21 protein-coding genes are annotated in these 18934 nt (G+C 71.4%); 11 read left to right on the forward strand and 10 right to left on the reverse strand.

Annotated elements, in window-relative coordinates; all coding sequences use genetic code 11:
- Positions 1-222 precede the first annotated feature (222 nt).
- Both groES and groL read left to right on the forward strand, forming a co-directional pair.
- On the forward strand, positions 223-531 hold the full coding sequence (gene groES, locus AB0M28_RS28485) for a co-chaperone GroES (RefSeq protein ID WP_365411002.1): 309 nt from the start codon (positions 223-225) through the stop codon (positions 529-531).
- 99 nt (positions 532-630) lie between these two features.
- Positions 631-2253: a chaperonin GroEL gene (gene groL, locus AB0M28_RS28490; protein WP_365411005.1), complete on the forward strand. Its 1623-nt coding sequence runs from the start codon at positions 631-633 to the stop codon at positions 2251-2253.
- Positions 2254-2326: 73 nt separating this feature from the next.
- On the opposite strand, the gene AB0M28_RS28495 is transcribed toward groL, so the two are convergent.
- Together AB0M28_RS28495 and AB0M28_RS28500 are read right to left on the reverse strand one after the other, a co-directional pair.
- The gene (locus AB0M28_RS28495) at positions 2327-2677 is read right to left on the reverse strand and encodes a DoxX family protein (protein ID WP_365411008.1); all 351 of its coding nucleotides are present in this window, start codon (positions 2675-2677) and stop codon (positions 2327-2329) included.
- Positions 2678-2735: 58 nt separating this feature from the next.
- Positions 2736-3203 (reverse strand): luciferase family protein, encoded by a 468-nt coding sequence (locus AB0M28_RS28500; protein WP_365411011.1) that lies wholly within the window; start codon positions 3201-3203, stop codon positions 2736-2738.
- Positions 3204-3272: 69 nt separating this feature from the next.
- On the opposite strand from AB0M28_RS28500, the gene AB0M28_RS28505 reads away from it, so the two are divergent.
- Together AB0M28_RS28505 and AB0M28_RS28510 are read left to right on the forward strand one after the other, a co-directional pair.
- Positions 3273-3719, forward strand: a complete 447-nt coding sequence (locus AB0M28_RS28505) for a helix-turn-helix domain-containing protein (protein ID WP_365411014.1) — start codon at positions 3273-3275, stop codon at positions 3717-3719.
- Entirely contained in the window at positions 3716-4489 is a 774-nt protein-coding gene (locus AB0M28_RS28510) for an SDR family oxidoreductase (RefSeq protein WP_365411017.1), read from the forward strand. The genes AB0M28_RS28505 and AB0M28_RS28510 overlap by 4 nt, the downstream gene beginning before the upstream one ends.
- Positions 4490-4510: 21 nt before the next feature.
- Here AB0M28_RS28510 and AB0M28_RS28515 read toward each other — a convergent pair whose 3' ends face one another.
- Together AB0M28_RS28515 and AB0M28_RS28520 are read right to left on the reverse strand one after the other, a co-directional pair.
- A complete protein-coding gene (locus AB0M28_RS28515) occupies positions 4511-6025 on the reverse strand; it encodes a multicopper oxidase domain-containing protein (protein WP_365411020.1) in 1515 nt (504 codons plus the stop codon).
- Positions 6026-6120: 95 nt separating this feature from the next.
- Complete coding sequence (locus AB0M28_RS28520; protein WP_365411023.1) at positions 6121-6795, reverse strand: MOSC domain-containing protein; 675 nt, start codon at positions 6793-6795, stop codon at positions 6121-6123.
- A 109-nt stretch (positions 6796-6904) separates the two neighbouring features.
- On the opposite strand from AB0M28_RS28520, the gene AB0M28_RS28525 reads away from it, so the two are divergent.
- Positions 6905-7804 carry a LysR family transcriptional regulator gene (locus tag AB0M28_RS28525; protein WP_365411026.1) on the forward strand — a complete coding sequence of 300 codons (900 nt, stop codon included), beginning with the start codon at positions 6905-6907 and terminating at the stop codon, positions 7802-7804.
- A gap of 10 nt (positions 7805-7814) precedes the next feature.
- On the opposite strand, the gene AB0M28_RS28530 is transcribed toward AB0M28_RS28525, so the two are convergent.
- A complete protein-coding gene (locus tag AB0M28_RS28530) occupies positions 7815-8129 on the reverse strand; it encodes a WhiB family transcriptional regulator (protein WP_365411029.1) in 315 nt (104 codons plus the stop codon).
- Positions 8130-8578: 449 nt separating this feature from the next.
- Between AB0M28_RS28530 and AB0M28_RS28535 the strand changes: the two genes are divergently transcribed.
- From AB0M28_RS28535 to AB0M28_RS28550, 4 genes are all read left to right on the forward strand, one after another.
- Positions 8579-9190, forward strand: a complete 612-nt coding sequence (locus tag AB0M28_RS28535; protein ID WP_003948568.1) for a response regulator transcription factor — start codon at positions 8579-8581, stop codon at positions 9188-9190.
- A gap of 287 nt (positions 9191-9477) precedes the next feature.
- On the forward strand, positions 9478-10137 hold the full coding sequence (locus AB0M28_RS28540; RefSeq protein ID WP_365411032.1) for a sigma-70 family RNA polymerase sigma factor: 660 nt from the start codon (positions 9478-9480) through the stop codon (positions 10135-10137).
- A 200-nt stretch (positions 10138-10337) separates the two neighbouring features.
- Positions 10338-11843 carry an IMP dehydrogenase gene (guaB, locus tag AB0M28_RS28545; RefSeq protein ID WP_365411035.1) on the forward strand — a complete coding sequence of 502 codons (1506 nt, stop codon included), beginning with the start codon at positions 10338-10340 and terminating at the stop codon, positions 11841-11843.
- A 28-nt stretch (positions 11844-11871) separates the two neighbouring features.
- Entirely contained in the window at positions 11872-12138 is a 267-nt protein-coding gene (locus AB0M28_RS28550; protein WP_365411038.1) for a hypothetical protein, read from the forward strand.
- Positions 12139-12215: 77 nt separating this feature from the next.
- Here the strand turns inward: AB0M28_RS28550 and AB0M28_RS28555 are convergent, their stop codons facing one another.
- Positions 12216-13616 (reverse strand): gluconate:H+ symporter, encoded by a 1401-nt coding sequence (locus AB0M28_RS28555; protein ID WP_365411041.1) that lies wholly within the window; start codon positions 13614-13616, stop codon positions 12216-12218.
- A gap of 59 nt (positions 13617-13675) precedes the next feature.
- Positions 13676-14185 carry a gluconokinase gene (locus AB0M28_RS28560; protein WP_365411044.1) on the reverse strand — a complete coding sequence of 170 codons (510 nt, stop codon included), beginning with the start codon at positions 14183-14185 and terminating at the stop codon, positions 13676-13678.
- 132 nt (positions 14186-14317) lie between these two features.
- On the opposite strand from AB0M28_RS28560, the gene AB0M28_RS28565 reads away from it, so the two are divergent.
- Both AB0M28_RS28565 and AB0M28_RS28570 read left to right on the forward strand, forming a co-directional pair.
- On the forward strand, positions 14318-15019 hold the full coding sequence (locus tag AB0M28_RS28565) for a FadR/GntR family transcriptional regulator (RefSeq protein WP_365411047.1): 702 nt from the start codon (positions 14318-14320) through the stop codon (positions 15017-15019).
- A gap of 99 nt (positions 15020-15118) precedes the next feature.
- The gene (locus AB0M28_RS28570; RefSeq protein WP_365411050.1) at positions 15119-16237 is read left to right on the forward strand and encodes a GuaB3 family IMP dehydrogenase-related protein; all 1119 of its coding nucleotides are present in this window, start codon (positions 15119-15121) and stop codon (positions 16235-16237) included.
- A gap of 67 nt (positions 16238-16304) precedes the next feature.
- On the opposite strand, the gene AB0M28_RS28575 is transcribed toward AB0M28_RS28570, so the two are convergent.
- From AB0M28_RS28575 to AB0M28_RS28585, 3 genes are all read right to left on the reverse strand, one after another.
- A complete protein-coding gene (locus tag AB0M28_RS28575) occupies positions 16305-16847 on the reverse strand; it encodes a hypothetical protein (protein WP_365411053.1) in 543 nt (180 codons plus the stop codon).
- Between the two features lie 169 nt (positions 16848-17016).
- Positions 17017-17448: a hypothetical protein gene (locus tag AB0M28_RS28580; protein ID WP_365411056.1), complete on the reverse strand. Its 432-nt coding sequence runs from the start codon at positions 17446-17448 to the stop codon at positions 17017-17019.
- A gap of 51 nt (positions 17449-17499) precedes the next feature.
- Entirely contained in the window at positions 17500-18762 is a 1263-nt protein-coding gene (locus tag AB0M28_RS28585; protein ID WP_365411059.1) for a nucleotide sugar dehydrogenase, read from the reverse strand.
- Positions 18763-18934: the final 172 nt, after the last annotated feature.

Consider the following 18934-nt stretch of genomic DNA (forward strand, 5'->3'; position numbering starts at 1 on the left):
CAGGGTGACCCCTCTCACATTCATCTGTCGAGAGTGCGTGTGCGCTTTGTACGGGAACCAGCAGGTATGTCGTTCTCGTCATAGCGATGAATCGCCGGCGGCCAGTCGCGGATGCCGGCCAGGGCGGGCGACGAGGCAGGTCCGGCACCCGCGACGACGGGCCTACCAGGTCGCCACCCCAGACATAAGACCCCGTAGATCTCCGAAGGGGGAGGTCGGATCGTGACGACCGCCAGCACCAAGGTTGCCATCAAGCCGCTCGAGGACCGCATTGTGGTCCAGCCGCTCGACGCCGAGCAGACCACGGCCTCGGGCCTGGTCATTCCGGACACCGCCAAGGAGAAGCCCCAGGAGGGCGTCGTCCTGGCCGTGGGCCCGGGCCGGTTCGAGGACGGCCAGCGCCTGCCGCTCGACGTCGCCGTCGGCGACATCGTGCTCTACAGCAAGTACGGCGGCACCGAGGTGAAGTACAACGGCGAGGAGTACCTCGTCCTCTCGGCTCGCGACGTGCTCGCGATCATCGAGAAGTAAGACACCCGCAGCCAGCTGCAGTCCGAGCCCCGGATCCCAGTGCCTCCGCAGGAGGCCAGGGGCCGGGGCTCTGGCACTTGAGAGGACACATCCAACCCCATGGCGAAGATCCTTAAGTTCGACGAGGACGCCCGTCGTGCCCTTGAGCGCGGCGTGAACAAGCTTGCCGACACGGTGAAGGTGACGATCGGCCCGAAGGGCCGCAACGTCGTCATCGACAAGAAGTTCGGCGCCCCCACCATCACCAACGACGGTGTCACGATCGCCCGCGAGGTCGAGATCGACGACCCGTACGAGAACCTCGGCGCGCAGCTGGTGAAGGAGGTCGCGACCAAGACCAACGACGTCGCGGGTGACGGCACCACCACCGCCACCGTGCTGGCCCAGGCCTTCGTCCGCGAGGGTCTGCGCAACGTCGCCGCCGGTGCCTCCCCGGCCTCCCTGAAGAAGGGCATCGACGCCGCGGTCAAGGCCGTCTCCGACGAGCTGCTGAAGACCGCCCGGCCGATCGACGACAAGTCCGACATCGCCGCCGTCGCCGCGCTCTCCGCCCAGGACGAGCAGGTCGGCGCCCTCATCGGCGAGGCCATGGACAAGGTCGGCAAGGACGGTGTCATCACCGTCGAGGAGTCCAACACCTTCGGCGTGGAGCTCGACTTCACCGAGGGCATGGCCTTCGACAAGGGCTACCTGTCGCACTACATGGTGACCGACCAGGACCGCATGGAGGCGGTGCTGGAGGACCCGTACATCCTGATCAACCAGGGCAAGGTCTCCTCCATCCAGGAGCTGCTGCCGCTGCTGGAGAAGGTCATGCAGGCCGGCGCCTCCCGCCCGCTGCTGATCATCGCCGAGGACGTCGAGGGCGAGGCCCTGTCGACCCTGGTCGTGAACAAGATCCGCGGCACCTTCAACTCGGTCGCCGTCAAGGCCCCGGGCTTCGGCGACCGCCGTAAGGCGATGCTGGGCGACATGGCCGTCCTGACCGGCGGCCAGGTCGTGTCCGAGGAGGTCGGCCTCAAGCTCGAGCAGGTCGGCCTCGACGTGCTGGGCACCGCCCGCCGCGTCGTCGTCACCAAGGACGACACCACGATCGTCGACGGTGCGGGCGACTCCTCGGCCGTGGCCGGCCGGATCGCGCAGATCAAGGCCGAGATCGAGGCCACGGACTCCGACTGGGACCGCGAGAAGCTGCAGGAGCGCCTGGCCAAGCTGGCCGGCGGCGTCTGCGTCATCAAGGTCGGCGCGGCCACCGAGGTCGAGCTGAAGGAGCGCAAGCACCGTCTGGAGGACGCCATCTCCGCGACCCGCGCCGCGGTCGAGGAGGGCATCGTCTCCGGTGGCGGCTCCGCGCTGGTCCACGCCGTGAAGGTGCTGGACGGCAACCTCGGCCTGTCCGGCGACGAGGCCACCGGTGTGGCGCTGGTCGCCCGCGGGGCCGTCGAGCCGCTGCGCTGGATCGCCGAGAACGCCGGCCAGGAGGGTTACGTCATCACCTCGAAGGTCGCCGACCTCGACGCCGGCCAGGGCTACAACGCCGCCACCGGCGAGTACGGCGACCTGGTCAAGCAGGGCGTCATCGACCCGGTCAAGGTCACCCGCTCCGCCCTGGAGAACGCCGCGTCCATCGCCTCCCTGCTGCTGACGACCGAGTCGATCGTCGTCGAGAAGCCGGAAGAGGAGAAGGCCGAGGCCGGCCACGGTCACGGCCACGCGCACTGACCCGGTTCCACCACCGAAGGCCCGGCAGCTCCCCACGCGGGGAGCGGCCGGGCCTTCGGCGTGTACGGCCGCGTCAGCTCGTCGCGGCCCCCAGCACCAGCGGCGCCGCCGCCAGCACCGCCAGGACCGTCGGGACCGGGGCGTTCGCGCCGTCGCCGGCGCGCAGATGGGTGATGACGGCGCCGATGAAGTACAGGACGACGCCGGCGGCGGCCGCGATGCCCAGCGGGCGCAGCCAGATGCCGGCCAGCAGGCCGAGCGCGCCGAGGATCTCCAGCGTCGCGAGGCGCGGCAGCCAGCTGTCCGGGACGGCGGCCCTCCGCATGCCCTCGACGATCTTCTCGTCGCGTACGAGCTTGGCGCGCCCCGAGGCGACGAGCACCAGCGACAGCAGTATCGCGAGGACGGTGTAGGCGATGAACACGAATGCTCCCTGAGCGGTGGGAAGGGGATGGGGTGGGGAAGGCGGGGGAGGGCCGGGGTCAGGCCGCGGCCTGGTCGTACGACGCGCGCAGCACCGTCCGTGCCACGGCCAGCTCCTCCTCGTCGCGCGGCGCGTAGAGCATCACGATGGTGTCCGGGAACTCCGCCCGCCGGCTGATCGGATGGGGCTCGGTCCAGCCCAGCTCCGTCAGCACCGCCAGGTCCGGCGCCGGCACGGTGAGGTGCAGGAAGCCGGAGCGGTGGATATGGCCGAACTCGTCGACCGACGGGTGGAGGAACGCCTCGAAGGGCTGTTCCTCCCGGTGCAGCCGCAGCGCGAGGGAGCCGGGCTCGGAGACGAGGCTCGGCCCGGTACGCACGCCCGGCAGCCCTTCGGCGTACGCCACGAGTGCCGCCCGGATCCCGGGCGGCGAGAAGTCCTCCAGCTGGTCGTGGGGGACCTCCCGGCCGGTCGTGCCGGGCCGGGGCCCCCTGCGCGCGGGCAGTCCGCTGAGATCGACGGCCACAGCTCTCCCTCACCTTCCTGTCGTAGCTTACTTCTTGTTAGCAGCTGAATTATGCGCCAGGATGGCGCGGTGAGAGAAGACGGCACATCGGTTTCCGTAGCGCACATCCGTGTTCCCGCCCCGGTCAGCCAGGATCTGGCCGCCTGCCGGATGCGCGAGGTGCTGGACCGGGTCGGCGACAGATGGAGCGTGCTGGTGCTGGGCGTGCTCGGCGACGGCGCCCTGCGCCACGCGCAGCTGCGCCGTTCGATCCCGGACATCTCCCAGCGGATGCTGACCCTCACCCTGCGCGGCCTGGAGCGCGACGGACTGGTGACCCGCACCGTCACGCCGACCACTCCGCCGCGGGTGGACTACGCGCTGACCGACGCCGGCCGCAGCCTGTCGGCCGCGGTGGCGCCCCTGATGCGCTGGGCCGAGGAGCACCGCGCGTACCTGGACACCGCCCGCGCGGCCTTCGACCGGGCGGACCCGGGTGGACCGGACCTTCCCCGGTCCGAATACTGGGGGCCATGACGACAGCCTTGATCACGGGTTCCACCGCCGGTATCGGCGCCGCCTTCGCCCGGCGGCTGGCCGCCGACGGGCACGATCTGGTGCTTGTCGCCAGGGACGCCGAGCGGCTGCGCAAGCAGGCCGCCGAACTGCACGACCGGCACCGCGTCGAGGTCGACGTGCTCGCCGCCGACCTCACGCAGGACGAGGGCATCGACGCCGTCGCGGAGCGGCTGTCGGACCCCGGCCGGCCCGTCGACCTGCTGGTCAACAACGCCGGGTTCGGCCTCAAGGGCCGCTATCTGGAGGTCTCGATGGCGGACGAGCTGCGCATGCTCAAGCTGCACTGCGAGGCAGTGCTCCGGCTGACCTCCGCCGCCGTGGAGCCGATGCGCGAGCGCGGCCGGGGCGGCGTGGTCAACGTGGCGTCCGTCGCCGCGTTCGTGCCGCGCGGGACCTACGGCGCGAGCAAGGCGTGGGTCGTGCAGTTCACCCAGGGCGCCGCTCGCGACCTGGCCGGTTCGGGCGTACGGCTGATGGCGCTGTGCCCCGGGTTCGTGCGGACGGAGTTCCACTCGCGGGCGGGGATGCGGACCGACAACATCCCCGGCTGGATGTGGCTCGACGCGGACAAGCTGGTCGCGGAGGCGCTGCGCGATCTGGCCAAGGGCAAGACGCTGTCCGTCCCCGACCCCCGCTACAAGGCCCTGATGGGGGCGACGAAGCTGGTCCCCCGCGGCCTGCTCGGCCGGGTGTCCTCGGGCGCGGGCCGCAAGTACGGGCCGCAGTAGCCCCCGGGCGGGCGCGGGCGCTCAGTGCCCGCCGCGCACCGCCCCGGCCCGCTGCCCCGGCTCCACGACCACGAACTGCCCCATCATCCCGCCGTCCTCGTGGTACAGCAGATGGCAGTGGTACATGTACGGCACGTCCGGGTCGGCCGGCCCGTCGAAGCGCAGCGCCAGCCTCATCGTCGTACCGCTGGGCACGTACACCGTGTCCTTCGGCCCGCGCAGCGGGGGCGGCGGCTGCTCGCCGTTCACCTCCAGCACCCGGAACTGGACGTCGTGGACGTGGAAGTTGTGCGGCATGCCGTCCTCGTTGCGCACCGTCCAGACCTCCGTCGTACCGCGGGTGACGGTGGCGTCGATCCGGTCCATCCGCATCGGCTCGCCGTTGATGCCGGACATCCTCAGGTCGAAGTGCCGGTCGCGGACCGCGTCCGAGCCGTCCGGCGTCTCGGGCGCCACGAGCCTCGCGGGCAGCGCGGCGGACGGCCGCAGGGTGTCCGCAGCCCGCAGCTGAAGTACGTCGAACGAGTCGTCGCCGCCGCTGAAGCGCTGGTTCCAGAAGTCGCCGTCGCCCACCGGGTAGCCGCGCAGCATCACCCGCTCGCCCGGTTCCGCCCGCACCACGATCTCCGCCCGCTCGCCCGGCGACAGCTTCAGCCGGTCCGTGGCGTACGGGGCCTCGAGCAGTCCGCCGTCCGTGCCGATCAGCGAGAAGCTCCGGTCGTCGGCGAAGCCGAAGTTGTAGACGCGGGCCGTGGAGGCGTTCAGCAGCCGCAGCCGCACCAGCTCGTCCCCGACCCGGTGGTACGGGGTGAGGGTGCCGTTGACCATCGTCCGGTCGCCGAGGAAACCGGTGTTCTCCATGATCCGGTGGCCGTGGTCGAAGCGGTCGCCGTCGAACTGGGTGTCCTGCACGATCACCGGCACGTCGTTCACGCCGTACTCGGCGGGCAGGTCCAGTCCGGCCGCCTTGTCGTCGTCCAGGATGAACATCCCGGCCAGCCCCCGCTGTACGTGCTCCTCCGTCTGCCCGTGCGGGTGCGGGTGGTACCAGAGGGTGGCGGCCGGCTGGTCCACGGTCCAGCGCGGCGACCAGCTGCCGCCCGGGTCGATCATCTGGTGCGGGCCGCCGTCCATCCGGGCGGGCAGGTGCATGCCGTGCCAGTGCACGGTGGACGGCTCGTCCAGGGTGTTGCGGATGTCGACGCGCACCTTCTCGCCGCGCTCGGCGCGCAGCGTCGGGCCGAGGTAGGCTCCGTTGAAGCCCCAGGTGGGGGTCTGCTGCCCGGGCCGGAACTCCGTCGCGCCCGACTGCATCCGCAGGTCGAAGACCCGGGTGCCGTCCTTCTCCACACGCGATCCGGCGAGCGGCGGTATCGCCAGCCGGTTGTCGAAGGACGCCTTGCCGACGGTCGACACGTCCGCGCTCGTGTAGAGCCAGGTCGCCGCGCCGGCCGCCGCCGTGACCACGACCGTGGCCGTCACGGCCAGCCATATGGCGGCCTTCTTCAGCAGCCTGCTTCCCCTGATCGTCTTCATACGTCAGAGGCTGCTGGCCGGGGCGGTCTGGGGCATCGGGGAAGGTCCCCCAGCCGTCCCCGGCCCGTCCCTGATCCGTCCCTGGGGGAAGTCCCCTACTCCGCGCCGTACTTCTCGATCCAGGTCAGGGCGTCCGCCCGGGCCTCCGGGTGCAGCGCGTCGCCCGCCGCGAGCAGCCGCGGGCGCAGGGTGCGCTCCGTGGTCGCCGCCCGGAACAGGAACGACACCGTCACCTTGTGCTCCGGCCGGTGCACGATCTCGATCGGGTCGCCGCCCCTGATCTCGCCGGGCTCGATCACCCTGAGGTACGCGCCGGGCGCGGCGGCCTGAGTGAAGCGCTTGACCCATCCCTGCTCGCCGAGCCAGCCGGCGAACGTGCGGCAGGGGATCCGGGCGGACGTGACCTCCAGCACCACGTCCGGGCCGATCCGCCAGCGCTCGCCGATCCTGGCGCCGGTGATGTCGAGGCCCTCGGTGGTCAGGTTCTCGCCGAAGGTCCCGTTCGGCAGCTCGCGGCCCAGCTCGCGCGCCCAGCCGTCGAGGTCCTCGCGGGCGAACGCGTACACCGCCTGGTGGTCGCCGCCGTGGTGCCGCAGGTCGCCGATGGTGTCACCGGCCACCCCGCTGCCGCCGGTGCCCTTCGGGCCGGGCGCCGTGACGGCCACGGGGCCGTCCGCCGGGCGCTTGTCGATCGCGGTGATGAAGTCCTTCGCGTCGGTGATGTCCGGGGCGTGGCGCGGATGGCCGAGGTTCACGGAGAGCAGCTTCATACGGCGCACGGTAGGTGCGCGCGGCGCGGAGCGGCAACGTCGTTTCGGTGACCCCAAGCCCGTGCACGCAAGCGGGCCCGCTCTCAAAGCACCGCTTATACTGGTAAGTATGTTCGAAGCCCGCCATCTCCGCGTGCTGCGCGCCGTCGCCGCCACCGGGTCCTTCTCCGCCGCCGCCCGCGAGCTCGGCTGTACGCAGCCGGCCGTGAGCCAGCAGATGAAGGCCCTGGAGCACGCCGCCGGCACCCCGCTGCTGGTGCGGGCGGGGCGCGAGACGCGGCTCACCCAGGCCGGCGAGGCGCTGGTGCGGCACGCGGCCGGGATCCTCGCGGGGCTGACCGCCGCCGAGGAGGAGGTCGCGGCGATCGCCGGACTGCGCGCCGGACGGGTGCGCCTGGTCTCGTTCCCGAGTGCCAGCTCCACCCTCGTCCCGGCGGCGCTCGCGGCCATGCGCCGCGACCACCCGGACATCCGCGTCTCGCTGGAGGAGGCCGAGCCGCCGCGCTCGGTGCAACTGCTGCGCGAGGGCGACTGCGAGATCGCGCTGGCCTTCCGGTACGACGGCTCCTCGACCGGTGAGGACTGGGAGGGCCTGGTCGTACGGACCCTGCGCCGCGATCCGCTCATGGGGCTGCTGCCGCAGGGGCATCCGCTGGCCGCGGCGGGCGGACTGGCCCTGGACCAGCTCGCGGACGAGCCGTGGATCGCGGGCTGCCCGCGCTGCCGCCGGCATCTGGTGGAGATCTGCGAGAACGCCGGGTTCACACCCCGGATCGACTTCGCCACGGACGACTACCCGGCCGTGATCGGCCTGGTCGGCGCCGGCCTCGGGGTGGGCGCGCTGCCCGCGCTGGCGGTCGGGGCCGTCGGCGCCCGGCAGTCGCGGGTCGCGGCCGTGCCGCTGACCCCGCCGGTCCACCGCGAGATCGTCGCGCTGACGCTGCCCGACCTGGCGCAGGTGCCGGCGGTCGGGGCGATGCTCGACAAGCTCGCGGTGGAGGCTCCCTAGTTCGCCGTCCTCAGTCCGACGCGACGGCGGGGGCCGTCGCCATCCGGTGTCTGGCGCGGCCCATGAGCTCTTCGCGCTCGTCCTCGGTCAGCCCGCCCCAGACGCCGTAGGGCTCCCGCACCGCCAGCGCGTGCGCCGCGCACTCGGCGCGTACGGGGCAGCGCATGCACACCTCTTTCGCGGATGCTTCGCGTGCGCTGCGGGCGGCGCCCCTCTCGCCCTCAGGGTGGAAGAACAGCGAGCTGTCGACGCCTCGGCAGGCTGCAAGGAGCTGCCAGTCCCACAGGTCGGCGTTCGGCCCCGGGAGTCGGGAGAAATCGGCCATTACTTGTCCCCTTGAAACCGTACGAACAGTGCGTGTTCCAACCAAACCCTACGTCTACTGACTAACTAGATGTAAATATTACTCTTCGTCCAAATCGCGCTGACAATTAGTAAAACGGTAAAAAATAGCCCAATCGGGTCATGGTTAAGGGGATCTGAAGGCTGTCAAGCGGGCCTGTGGCGTGGTCGCGTCCTCACGTAGAGTTCCGGTCGTCGGATCTTCCGGACTCGGGCGAACGGGTGGGTCGGCACGGGGGCGCGGTCGCCGCGACTGCGCCATGAGGAGCCCCCGTAACTCTTTCGGGTGACCGTCGTTGAGAGTGCGGAAGCGGTTGAACGGCAGCCGGGCCCGAGCGGCCCGGAGGCCCGACTCACCGACACTGACGCTTTGTAGAGATCGCATCGGCCCTGGAGGCTCAAGGTGACGCGCATCAGCCCCGGAGGACGGCCATGACTTCCGTCCTCGTCTGCGACGACTCCCCACTGGCCCGAGAGGCGCTCCGGCGCGCGGTCGCGACCGTGCCCGGCGTCGAACGTGTGACCACGGCGGCCAACGGCGAGGAAGTCCTCCGCCGCTGGGGTGCCGACCGTTCGGACCTGATTCTGATGGACGTACGCATGCCCGGTCTGGGCGGCGTCGAGACGGTCCGCCGGCTGCTGTCCGCGGACCCGGGCGCCCGGATCATCATGCTCACGGTCGCCGAGGATCTGGACGGGGTCGCCCTCGCGGTGGCCGCCGGTGCCCGCGGCTATCTGCACAAGGACGCCTCGCGCGCCGAACTGCGGGCCACGGTCACCCAGGCTCTCGCCGACCCGACCTGGCGGCTCGCCCCGCGGCGGCTGCGGTCCGCGGAGATGGGCGCCGCGCCCACGCTCACCGCGCGGGAGATCCAGGTGCTGGAGGGCATGAGCCACGGCCGCTCCAACGCCGAGATCGGGCGTGAGCTCTTCCTCTCCGAGGACACGGTCAAGACGCACGCGCGCCGCCTCTTCAAGAAGCTCGGCGCTTCGGACCGTGCCCACGCGGTCGCACTCGGGTTCCGCTGGGGCCTGGTCCGCTGACCCCGTTCGCGGGCCGCGCACCGTGCGAGCCGCCGACGCAGCCGGGTCCCCGCCCGCACCGCGGGCGGGGCGGCCGTCGGGAACGCCGACACGTTTCGCGCGCGATGCCGCATGCTTGAAGCATGAGGGTCCCGACTGTGTCGACCATGCGGCTGGCGCCGCGCGGCAGTTCGGACCGGGAGGGTGTTGAAGTGGTCGCCGCGCCTGCTCATAACGCTTCGGTCTACAACGAAGATCGTGCACCCGCTGGTGCCGCGAATGGCTCCGCCTCAGGGCACCATGGACGGATGCGTGGCGACGAGACCCAGACGATCCATGGGGTTCCCCCTGGTTCGGCGGGGCGTCCCCCGTCCGCCGGCGGCCGGGAGCGCGCCGAGGCCGCGGAGAGCCTGGGAGCCCTCGTCCAGCTCGCGGCCGAGGGTGACGAACAGGCCACGGACGAGCTGCTCGGCCTGGTGCATCCGCTCGCGCTCCGGTACGTGAGGACGCGGCTGCAGCGGCTGCCCGGCGACGCCCGGCACTTCACCGACGACCTCGCGCAGGAGGTCTGCCTCGCGGTCCTCTGCGCGCTGCCGCGCTACCGGGACACGGGGCGCCCCTTCGAGGCGTTCGTCTTCGCCATCGCCTCGCACAAGGTCGCCGATCTGCAGCGGGCCGCGATGCGCTCGCCCGGGTCCACGGCCGTGCCCTCCGACGAGATGCCCGAGCAGCCCGACAGCTCGCTGGGCCCGGAGGAGCGGGCGCTGCTGCGCAGCGACGCGGAGTGGGCCCAGCGCCTCCTCGCCCGCCTCCCGGAGAACCAGCGCGAGCTGGTGCTGCTGCGGGTGGCCGTGGGCCTCACCGCGGAGGAGACGGGCCAGGTCCTCGGCATGTCGCCGGGGGCGGTCCGGGTCGCCCAGCACCGCGCGCTGTCGCGCCTGCGGGCGCTGGCCGAGCGCTCGGCGTAACGCCTACCGTCTGCAGAGGCGACCGCCTGCGGGACCACGGGCTCCGGCGGGGGTCCGGGGGCGGAGCCCCCGGAATCCTCTTGACCGCAGCAGGCGCGCGCGGCGTTCGTGCGTTCCGCCGAACAGGCGGATTCCGGGGCAGTGCGTTTCGCCCAGTACCATGGGTTTCCGGATCAGCGCAAGACCCACTGGAAGGTGTCATGAGCAGCCACGTCGACGGAGTCCCCGCCAAATTCGCCACTCTCGGGCTGACCTACGACGACGTCCTGCTGCTGCCAGGCGCCGCCGACATGGCCCCGCACGAGATCGACACGTCCAGCTTCGTCTCCCGCAACGTCCGGGTGAACGTACCGCTGCTGTCCGCCGCCATGGACAAGGTCACCGAGGCGCGGATGGCCATCGCGATGGCCCGCCAGGGCGGCGCCGGTGTCCTGCACCGCAACCTCTCCATCGAGGACCAGGCCAACCACGTCGACCAGGTCAAGCGCTCCGAGTCGGGCATGGTCACCGACCCGATCACGATCCACCCCGAGGCCACGCTCGCCGAGGCGGACGCGCTGTGCGGCAAGTTCCGCATCAGCGGCGTGCCCGTCACCGACGGGGAGCGCCGGCTGGTCGGCATCGTCACCAACCGCGACATGGCCTTCGAGCCGGACCGCAGCCGCCGCGTCAGCGACATCATGACGCCGATGCCGCTGATCACCGGAAAGGTCGGCATCTCCCGCGAGGACGCGATGGAGCTGCTGCGCCGGCACAAGATCGAGAAGCTGCCGCTCGTCGACGAGGCGGGCGTGCTCAAGGGCCTCATCACGGTCAAGGACTTCGTCAAGGCCGAGAAGTACCCGAACGCCGCCAAGGACTCCGAGGGCCGCCTCATCGTCGGCGCGGCGGTCGGCGTGGCCGGTGACGCGTTCGAGCGGGCGCAGGCGCTGATCGCCGCGGGTGTTGACTTCATCGTGGTGGACACCGCGCACGGTCACTCGCGGCTCGTCGGCGATATGGCGGCGAAGATCAAGTCGAACTCCCACGTCGACGTCGTCGCCGGCAACGTCGCCACCCGCGACGGCGCCAAGGCGCTGGTCGACGCGGGCGTCGACGGCATCAAGGTCGGCGTCGGACCCGGCTCCATCTGCACCACGCGCGTCGTCGCGGGTGTGGGCGTGCCGCAGGTCACCGCGATCTACGAGGCCGCGCAGGCCGCGAAGGACGCGGGCGTGCCGGTGATCGGTGACGGCGGTCTGCAGTACTCCGGCGACATCGCCAAGGCCATCGTGGCCGGGGCGGACACGGTCATGCTGGGCTCGCTGCTCGCGGGCTGCGAGGAGTCGCCGGGTGAGCTGCTCTTCATCAACGGCAAGCAGTTCAAGTCGTACCGCGGCATGGGTTCCATCAGTGCGATGCAGACGCGCGGCGGCACGAAGTCGTACTCCAAGGACCGGTACTTCCAGGAGGAGGTCAAGTCCGACGAGCAGCTGATCGCCGAGGGCATCGAGGGCCAGGTCCCCTACCGGGGCCCGCTCTCCTCGGTCGTGCACCAGCTGGTCGGCGGTCTGCGCCAGTCGATGTTCTACGTCGGCGGCCGCACGATCCCCGAGGTCAAGGAGAACGGCCGCTTCGTCCGCATCACCGCCGCGGGCCTGAAGGAGTCGCACCCGCACGACATCCAGATGACGACCGAGGCCCCGAACTACAGCCCGCGCCGCTAGTCTGGATGTGCTGACCAGGGGGTTCCGCATGCTGTACTCGGTGAAGTTCTCGGAGGAGGCGGCCCGCGTCCGTGACGCGCTGCCGGCCGACCGCCGCGCCCTGCTGGAGCGCGGGCTGACGGTGCTGGCGACCGACCCGCGCCCGAAGATGTCGATACCGATCTCCGGGGACGAGGCGACGCGCTCGCTGGCGCTGACGCAGAACATCGCGATCGAGTACGTCGTGAGCGACGGGCTGCTGTTCGTCCTGGTCGTCCATGTCGTCGACTTCACCCAGGTGCTCCTGGAGGAGTGACACAGCCCCGGCGGGACGACCCGCACCGGAGACGCCGAAGGCCCCGCACCGTGTGTGCGGGGCCTTCGGCGTGCGGGCTAGACCGCCAGCGACAGCAGCAGGACGAAGACCAGGGCCGACACGGAGATGATCGTCTCCATCACCGACCACGTCTTCAGTGTCTGCGGGACCGACATTCCGAAGTACTCCTTCACCAGCCAGAAGCCCGCGTCGTTGACGTGGCTGAAGAAGAGCGAGCCCGCGCCGACCGCGAGGACGAGGAGGGAGACCTCCGCCGTGCCCATGTCCGCGGCGAGCGGTGCCACCAGGCCCGCGGCCGAGATCGTGGCGACCGTCGCGGAGCCCGTCGCGAGGCGGATGCCGACCGCGATCAGCCAGCCGAGCAGCAGCGCGGAGATGTTCCAGTCCTGCGAGATGTCCAGGATCATCTGGCCGACGCCCACGTCGATCAGCGTCTGCTTGAAGCCGCCGCCCGCACCGACGATCAGCAGGATGCCCGCGATCGGGACGAGGGACTTCTCCACCGTCGTCGCCAGCCGGTCCTTGCCGAAGCCCGCGGCGCGGCCGAGCGTGAACAGGCCGACCATCACGGCCGCGAGCAGCGCGATCAGCGGCGCGCCGATGACGTCGAAGGTGCGCTGCACCGGGCTCTCGGGATCGTCGACGACGATGTCCACCAGGGCCTTCGCCAGCATCAGCGCGACCGGCAGCAGTACGGTCGCCACCGTGGCGCCGAAGCCCGGGCGCTTCTCCAGGTCCTCCGACGGACGCTGGGGTATCAGCCCCTCCGGCGGGGTGACGTCGACCCAGCGGGCGGCGTAGCGGGAGAACAGCGGGCCGGCGATGACGACGGTCGGGACGGCGACCAGTACGCCGAAGGCCAGCGTGACGCCGAGGTTGGCGTCGAGGGCGTCGATCGCGGCGAGCGAGCCGGGGTGCGGCGGGACCAGGCCGTGCATGACGGACAGGCCGGCCAGGGCGGGGATGCCGACGCGCATCAGGGAGTGGCCGCCGCGCCGCGCGACCAGCAGCACGACCGGGATCAGCAGCACGATGCCGACCTCGAAGAACAGCGGCAGCCCGATGACGCCCGCGATCAGCGCGATCGCCCAGGGCATGGAGCGCGTCCCGGCCCTCGCCAGGATCGTGTCGACGATCTGGTCCGCGCCGCCGGAGTCCGCGAGCAGCTTGCCGAGGATGGCGCCGAGCGCGATGAGGACGCCGACGCCGGCCACGGTGTTGCCCAGGCCCGTGCTGAAGCCGGTGATCACCTTGTCGAGCGGGGCGCCGGCCGCCGCGCCGAGCCCGAACGAGCCGATGGTGAGCGCGAGGAACGCGTGCAGCTTGAGCTTGGTGATCAGCAGCACGATGACGGCGATGCCGAACAGGACGGCGACCGCGAGCTGAGCGTGGCCGGCGGAGGTGATCGGCTCGGTGGGAGCCGTACCCGCCGCCAGCATCTCGGCGCTGAGATGCATGGAGGGGAGTCCTTGGATCTTGGGGGAGGGGAGCGGGTCGTACGGAGGGGGCGGCCGGATCAGTCCGGCGCCGAGCGGACGGCCGCGGCCGCCTGCCCGGTGACGTCCTCGGGGGAGGGGCCGACGGGGACGGCGGCACCGCGCTCGTCGGACTGCAGCGGCTCCAGGGCGACGAACTGCGAGTCCAGCAGGCCCTGCGGCATGAAGTGGCCGATGCGCGCCGCCAGCCGGGCGGCGATCAGGGACCGCTCGCCGGTGAGGTGGACGAAGAAGAGGCCGGGCGCGGCGGCCCGCAGCCGGTCGCGGTAGGCCCGCTTCAGGGCCGAGCAGCTGACCACGCCCCCGCTGCCGGTGTGCGCCTGCGCCCAGGCGCCGATGGCGTCGAGCCAGGGCGCGCGGTCGGAGTCGTCCAGCGGGTGACCGGAGGCCATCTTGGCGATGTTCGCCGCCGGATGGAACTCGTCGGCCTCCGCGTACGGCACGCCCAGCCGGGCGGCCAGCAACGCGCCGACGGTGGACTTGCCCGTACCGGACACGCCCATGACGACGACGAGCGGCTTGTCGTGCATCGGGTGGTACCTCGCTGTCTCCGTTGACCTGCGAGCCACACTCAACGCCATATGTATGACTTATTCAAGGGACTGTGACTCAAACGTCATACATAAGTGCCCTGCTGGTCCGGCGCGTAGGATGAACGGGCCATGGAGACCAGCCGGCAGGGCCTGCACGCCCGCCTTCTCGAGACGATCGGTCCGGCGATCGCCGCCGGCGCCCACCCGCCGGGCTCGGTGCTGCGCACCGACGAGCTGGAGGAGCGCTTCGGCGTCTCCCGCACCGTCGTCCGCGAGGCCGTCCGGGTGCTGGAGTCGATGCGGCTGGTCGAGTCGCGCCGGCGTGTCGGCGTCACCGTCCTGCCGCCGGAGCAGTGGGACGTCTTCGACCCCCAGGTCATCCGCTGGCGGATGGCCGGCCCCGACCGCCCCCGCCAGCTGCGCTCGCTGACCACGCTGCGCTCCGCCATCGAACCCGTCGCCGCCGGCCTGGCCGCCCGCAACGCCACTCCGCAGCAGTGCGCGGACATCACCCGGCACGCCATGGACATGGTGGCGACCTCGCGCGGGCGGCAGCTCCAGGCGTATCTGGTGCACGACATCGCCTTCCACCACGTGGTGCTGCGCGCCTCGGGCAACGAGATGTTCGCGCGGCTCGGCGACGTGGTGAGCGAGGTGCTGACGGCGCGGACCGAGCACGAGGTGATGTTCGAGGACCCCGATCCGCCCGCGGTGACCCTGCACGTCCAGGTGGCGGAGGCGATCCGGTGCCGCGACGCGGCGCGCGCGGAGGCGCTGACCCGGGAGATCACCGAGGGTGCGCTGCGGGAGCTGGACGTCCTGGCGCCGTGACCGGTCCGTACGCCCGGTGCGCGGTCAGGCCCGTACACAGGACGTGCCGACGGTCCGTACAGGGGATACTGGGTCCGGACAACTGAGGAAGGGTTGGTCGTGACTGAGATCGAGATCGGGCGGGGCAAGCGGGGCCGGCGGGCCTACGCCTTCGACGACATCGCCATCGTGCCGAGCCGGCGTACCCGGGACCCCAAGGAGGTCTCGATCGCGTGGCAGATCGACGCGTACCGCTTCGAGCTGCCGTTCCTGGCCGCCCCCATGGACTCCGTCGTCTCGCCGCAGACGGCGATCCGCATCGGGGAGCTGGGCGGTCTCGGCGTACTCAACCTCGAGGGTCTGTGGACCCGGTACGAGGACCCCGAGCCGCTGCTCGCGGAGATCGCCGAGCTGGACGAGCGCACCGCGACGCGGCGGATGCAGGAGATCTACGCCGAGCCGATCAAGGAGGAGCTGATCGGGCAGCGGATCAAGGAGGTGCGGGACTCCGGGGTGACCACGGCGGCCGCGCTCTCCCCGCAGCGCACCGCGCAGTTCTCCAAGGCCGTCGTGGACGCGGGCGTCGACATCTTCGTGATCCGCGGGACGACCGTCTCCGCCGAGCACGTGTCGGGTGCCGCGGAGCCGCTGAACCTGAAGCAGTTCATCTACGAGCTGGACGTGCCGGTCATCGTGGGCGGCTGCGCCACCTACACCGCCGCGCTGCACCTGATGCGCACCGGCGCGGCCGGCGTCCTCGTCGGCTTCGGCGGCGGGGCCGCGCACACCACCCGCAGCGTGCTGGGCATCCAGGTCCCGATGGCGACCGCGGTCGCCGACGTGGCCGCCGCCCGGCGGGACTACATGGACGAGTCCGGCGGCCGGTACGTGCACGTCATCGCCGACGGCGGCGTCGGCTTCTCCGGCGACCTGCCGAAGGCCATCGCCTGCGGCGCGGACGCCGTGATGATGGGCTCGCCGCTGGCGCGCGCGACGGACGCGCCCGGCCGCGGGCACCACTGGGGCATGGAGGCCGTGCACGAGGACGTACCACGGGGGAAGGTGATGAACCTCGGCGCCGTGGGTACGACGGAGGAGGTGCTGCTCGGCCCCTCCCACACCACCGACGGCTCGATGAACTTCTTCGGCGCGCTGCGGCGCTCGATGGCCACGACCGGCTACTCGGAGCTCAAGGAGTTCCAGCGGGTCGAGGTCACGGTGGCCCGTAGCAACCGGTAGAACCAGCAGTACGCCGAAGGGGCGGCACCGGTCACCGGTGCCGCCCCTTCGCGTGGTACGCCGTGCGTCAGTCGTCCGAGCCGAGCTTGAACGACGCCGCGACCGCGGCCAGCGGGCCGAGGACCAGGAAGGCCCACTCCTTGCCCGTCAGCGCGTCGGCCCAGCCCTTGATGTTGTCGACGAGGCCGTCGGTGAAGATGGAGAACGCGCTCACCTCACCCTTGGTCATCTCGTCGGCGGCGAGACCCGCGCCGTAGAGCTCGCCGAAGAGGATCGCCACGGCGGCGAGCACGGCGCCGACGATCCACAGCGCGATGTTCCTGCCGCCCAGCTTGCCGATGACGGCGCCGATCAGGGCGCCGACGCCGATCGCGGCGTAGGTGTAGCGGGTGATGGAGACCTCGCCCTTGTCCAGGTCGAAGTCGTAGCCGGCCTTGACGACGTAGGAGTACACGACGGCCGCGATGACGGCCGCGACCAGGCCCGCGCCCAGCGCGATGAGGGTCTTGTTCGCGCCGCTCTGCTGCGGCTCCGGCGTGCCGAAGACGCCGTCGGCGGGAGCGGGAGCGGCCGCCGGCGCGGCGCTGTTCTCGGGCTGTTCGGTGCTCATGGGAGATCCCCCCGGGGGAGTTCAGTGGAAGGACCACGCACGGGGACGTGTGAAACAGGTGTGCGGTCCGTGGAACGAGGGGCGACGGTAGCAGTTGAGGAGTACGGGACAACAACCCGTTTATGGGTCCCGTGACACGACCGTCACAGATGCGAACTCCGGCGGAGACCTAGGACGTCTCGGACACCCGTTTCGCCACGAGATATCCCTCCGCGCCCGCGACGACGTAGAACATCACGTCGTTCCGCCCGATGACGTCGTGCCGCCAGAAATCGAGCGCGTCCGCCCACGAGCCGACGTACACCGCCGAGGCCACCCACTGCACGAGGACGACGCCCAGCCACGCGAGGGGCACACCCATCAGCGCGACCTTGCGGGCCCGCGCCGACGTGCCGCCCGCCTTGCCGAGGGCGGCGCCCACGAGGATGCCGACGGCCAGGGCGAAGTAGCCCTGTTCGAGCCCGCGATGGCCGGTCGTCGCCTGCAGCGGACCGAGGACGAGGGCTCCGACGAGCGCGGCTCCCGCCCCGGCCGCCAGCCCCTGCCAGGGACCGGACCGCCCGCGGCCGTTGGATCCGTCACCCATCGCCGACCCGCTCATACGACTGAACCGTACAACGTTCATCTACCCGTAACGAGCGCTTCGCCACCGTTACAGCCGTTGTGCGGCACCGGTCGGCGAGGCGCCCCGGGTGTCCAGCATCAGCTGCGCCTTCACCGCCAGTCCCTGCAGGTCGTAGGTGCGGTGCTGCTGCAGCAGCACCGTCAGGTCGGCGCCCGCCACCGCCTCGTACAGGCTGTCCGCCCGCGGTACGGGGTGGCCGTGCACCCGCCACTGGGCGACGTACGGGTCGTGGAACGACAGATGCGCGCCCAGCTCCATCAGCCGCGAGGCGATCTCGTGGGCGGGCGAGCCCTCCAGGTCGCCGAGGTCCGGCTTGTACGTCACGCCCAGCAGCAGCACGCGTGCGCCGCGCACCGATTTGCCGTGCTCGTTCAGCAACTGCGCGCAGCGCTGGGTCACATAGCGCGGCATCCGGCCGTTGACCTCCTGCGCCAGCTCCACCATGCGCAGCGGGTAGCCGAGGCTGCGGGTGGAGTACGGCAGGTAGTTCGGGTCGATCGGCACGCTGTGGCCGCCGACGCCCGGGCCGGGGCGGAACGCCTGGAAGCCGAAGGGCTTGGTCTCGGCGCAGCGGATGACGTCCCACAGGTCGATGTCGAGGTCGTGGCAGTACCACGACATCTCGTTGACCAGGGCGATGTTGACGTGGCGGTAGTTCGTCTCCAGCACCTTCACCGCCTCCGCCTCGCGCGGCCCGCGGGCCCGTACGACCCGGTCGGTGAGCCGTCCGTAGAAGGCGGCGGCGGCCTCCGTGCAGGCGGGGGTGAGCCCGCCGATCACCTTCGGGATGTGCGCGTCGTCGTGGGTGCGGCTGCCCGGGTCGTGGCGGCCGGGGGAGTACGCCAGATGGAAGTCGCGGCCCGCGCGCAGCCCCGAGCCCTGCTCCAGGATCGAACGCAGCATCCCCTCGGTGGTACCGGGGTACGTCGTCGATTCGAGGACGACCGTCGTGTGCGGGCGCAACCGGGCCGCCAGGGTGCGGGCCGCGGTGCGCAGCTCCGTCAGGTCCAGCGCGTGGTCCGCGCCCAGCGGGGTGGGGACGCAGATGACGGCCGTACGGACCCGGCCCAGCTCCGCCGGGTCGTCGGTGGCGCGGAAGCCGGATCCCAGCATCCGCCGGATCTCGGCCGCGCTGAGCGAGCCGTCGACGGGCGGCCGGCCCGCCGTGAGCTCGTGCACCGCCCGCGGGTCGGGGTCGAAGCCGAGGGTGTCGATGGCGGCCATGGTGGCCGCGTGGGCGAGGGGCAGGCCGTGGTGACCGAGTCCGATCACGGCGAGGTCGGCGGGCATGCTGTCAGGCTAAAGGCGAATATGACTGATATTCACTATTTGTAAACGAGAGACCTGGAAGTTCGCACGGTGGATGCAATCGCTCAGGCCGGACAGAATCGACAGTCGGGACACCACGGCGTTCCGGCACCCCCTCCGCGGGCACGTGCGCGGACCGGGCGCCGGCGAGAGC

Source organism: Streptomyces sp. NPDC051940, assembly GCF_040680895.1.
GTDB lineage: Bacteria > Actinomycetota > Actinomycetes > Streptomycetales > Streptomycetaceae > Streptomyces.

Coding starts and splice junctions, on each gene's coding strand:
- AB0M28_RS28560 (WP_365411044.1), bottom strand. CDS start 14,185: ATGCACGACAAGCCGCTCGTCGTCGTCATGGGCGTGTCCGGTACGGGC.
- AB0M28_RS28520 (WP_365411023.1), bottom strand. CDS start 6,795: ATGAAGCTGCTCTCCGTGAACCTCGGCCATCCGCGCCACGCCCCGGAC.
- AB0M28_RS28515 (WP_365411020.1), bottom strand. CDS start 6,025: ATGAAGACGATCAGGGGAAGCAGGCTGCTGAAGAAGGCCGCCATATGG.
- AB0M28_RS28555 (WP_365411041.1), bottom strand. CDS start 13,616: ATGCATCTCAGCGCCGAGATGCTGGCGGCGGGTACGGCTCCCACCGAG.
- AB0M28_RS28525 (WP_365411026.1), top strand. CDS start 6,905: ATGTTCGAAGCCCGCCATCTCCGCGTGCTGCGCGCCGTCGCCGCCACC.
- AB0M28_RS28510 (WP_365411017.1), top strand. CDS start 3,716: ATGACGACAGCCTTGATCACGGGTTCCACCGCCGGTATCGGCGCCGCC.
- AB0M28_RS28535 (WP_003948568.1), top strand. CDS start 8,579: ATGACTTCCGTCCTCGTCTGCGACGACTCCCCACTGGCCCGAGAGGCG.
- guaB (WP_365411035.1), top strand. CDS start 10,338: ATGAGCAGCCACGTCGACGGAGTCCCCGCCAAATTCGCCACTCTCGGG.
- AB0M28_RS28575 (WP_365411053.1), bottom strand. CDS start 16,847: ATGAGCACCGAACAGCCCGAGAACAGCGCCGCGCCGGCGGCCGCTCCC.
- AB0M28_RS28580 (WP_365411056.1), bottom strand. CDS start 17,448: ATGAGCGGGTCGGCGATGGGTGACGGATCCAACGGCCGCGGGCGGTCC.
- AB0M28_RS28550 (WP_365411038.1), top strand. CDS start 11,872: ATGCTGTACTCGGTGAAGTTCTCGGAGGAGGCGGCCCGCGTCCGTGAC.
- AB0M28_RS28530 (WP_365411029.1), bottom strand. CDS start 8,129: ATGGCCGATTTCTCCCGACTCCCGGGGCCGAACGCCGACCTGTGGGAC.
- AB0M28_RS28585 (WP_365411059.1), bottom strand. CDS start 18,762: ATGCCCGCCGACCTCGCCGTGATCGGACTCGGTCACCACGGCCTGCCC.
- groL (WP_365411005.1), top strand. CDS start 631: ATGGCGAAGATCCTTAAGTTCGACGAGGACGCCCGTCGTGCCCTTGAG.
- AB0M28_RS28565 (WP_365411047.1), top strand. CDS start 14,318: ATGGAGACCAGCCGGCAGGGCCTGCACGCCCGCCTTCTCGAGACGATC.
- AB0M28_RS28540 (WP_365411032.1), top strand. CDS start 9,478: ATGCGTGGCGACGAGACCCAGACGATCCATGGGGTTCCCCCTGGTTCG.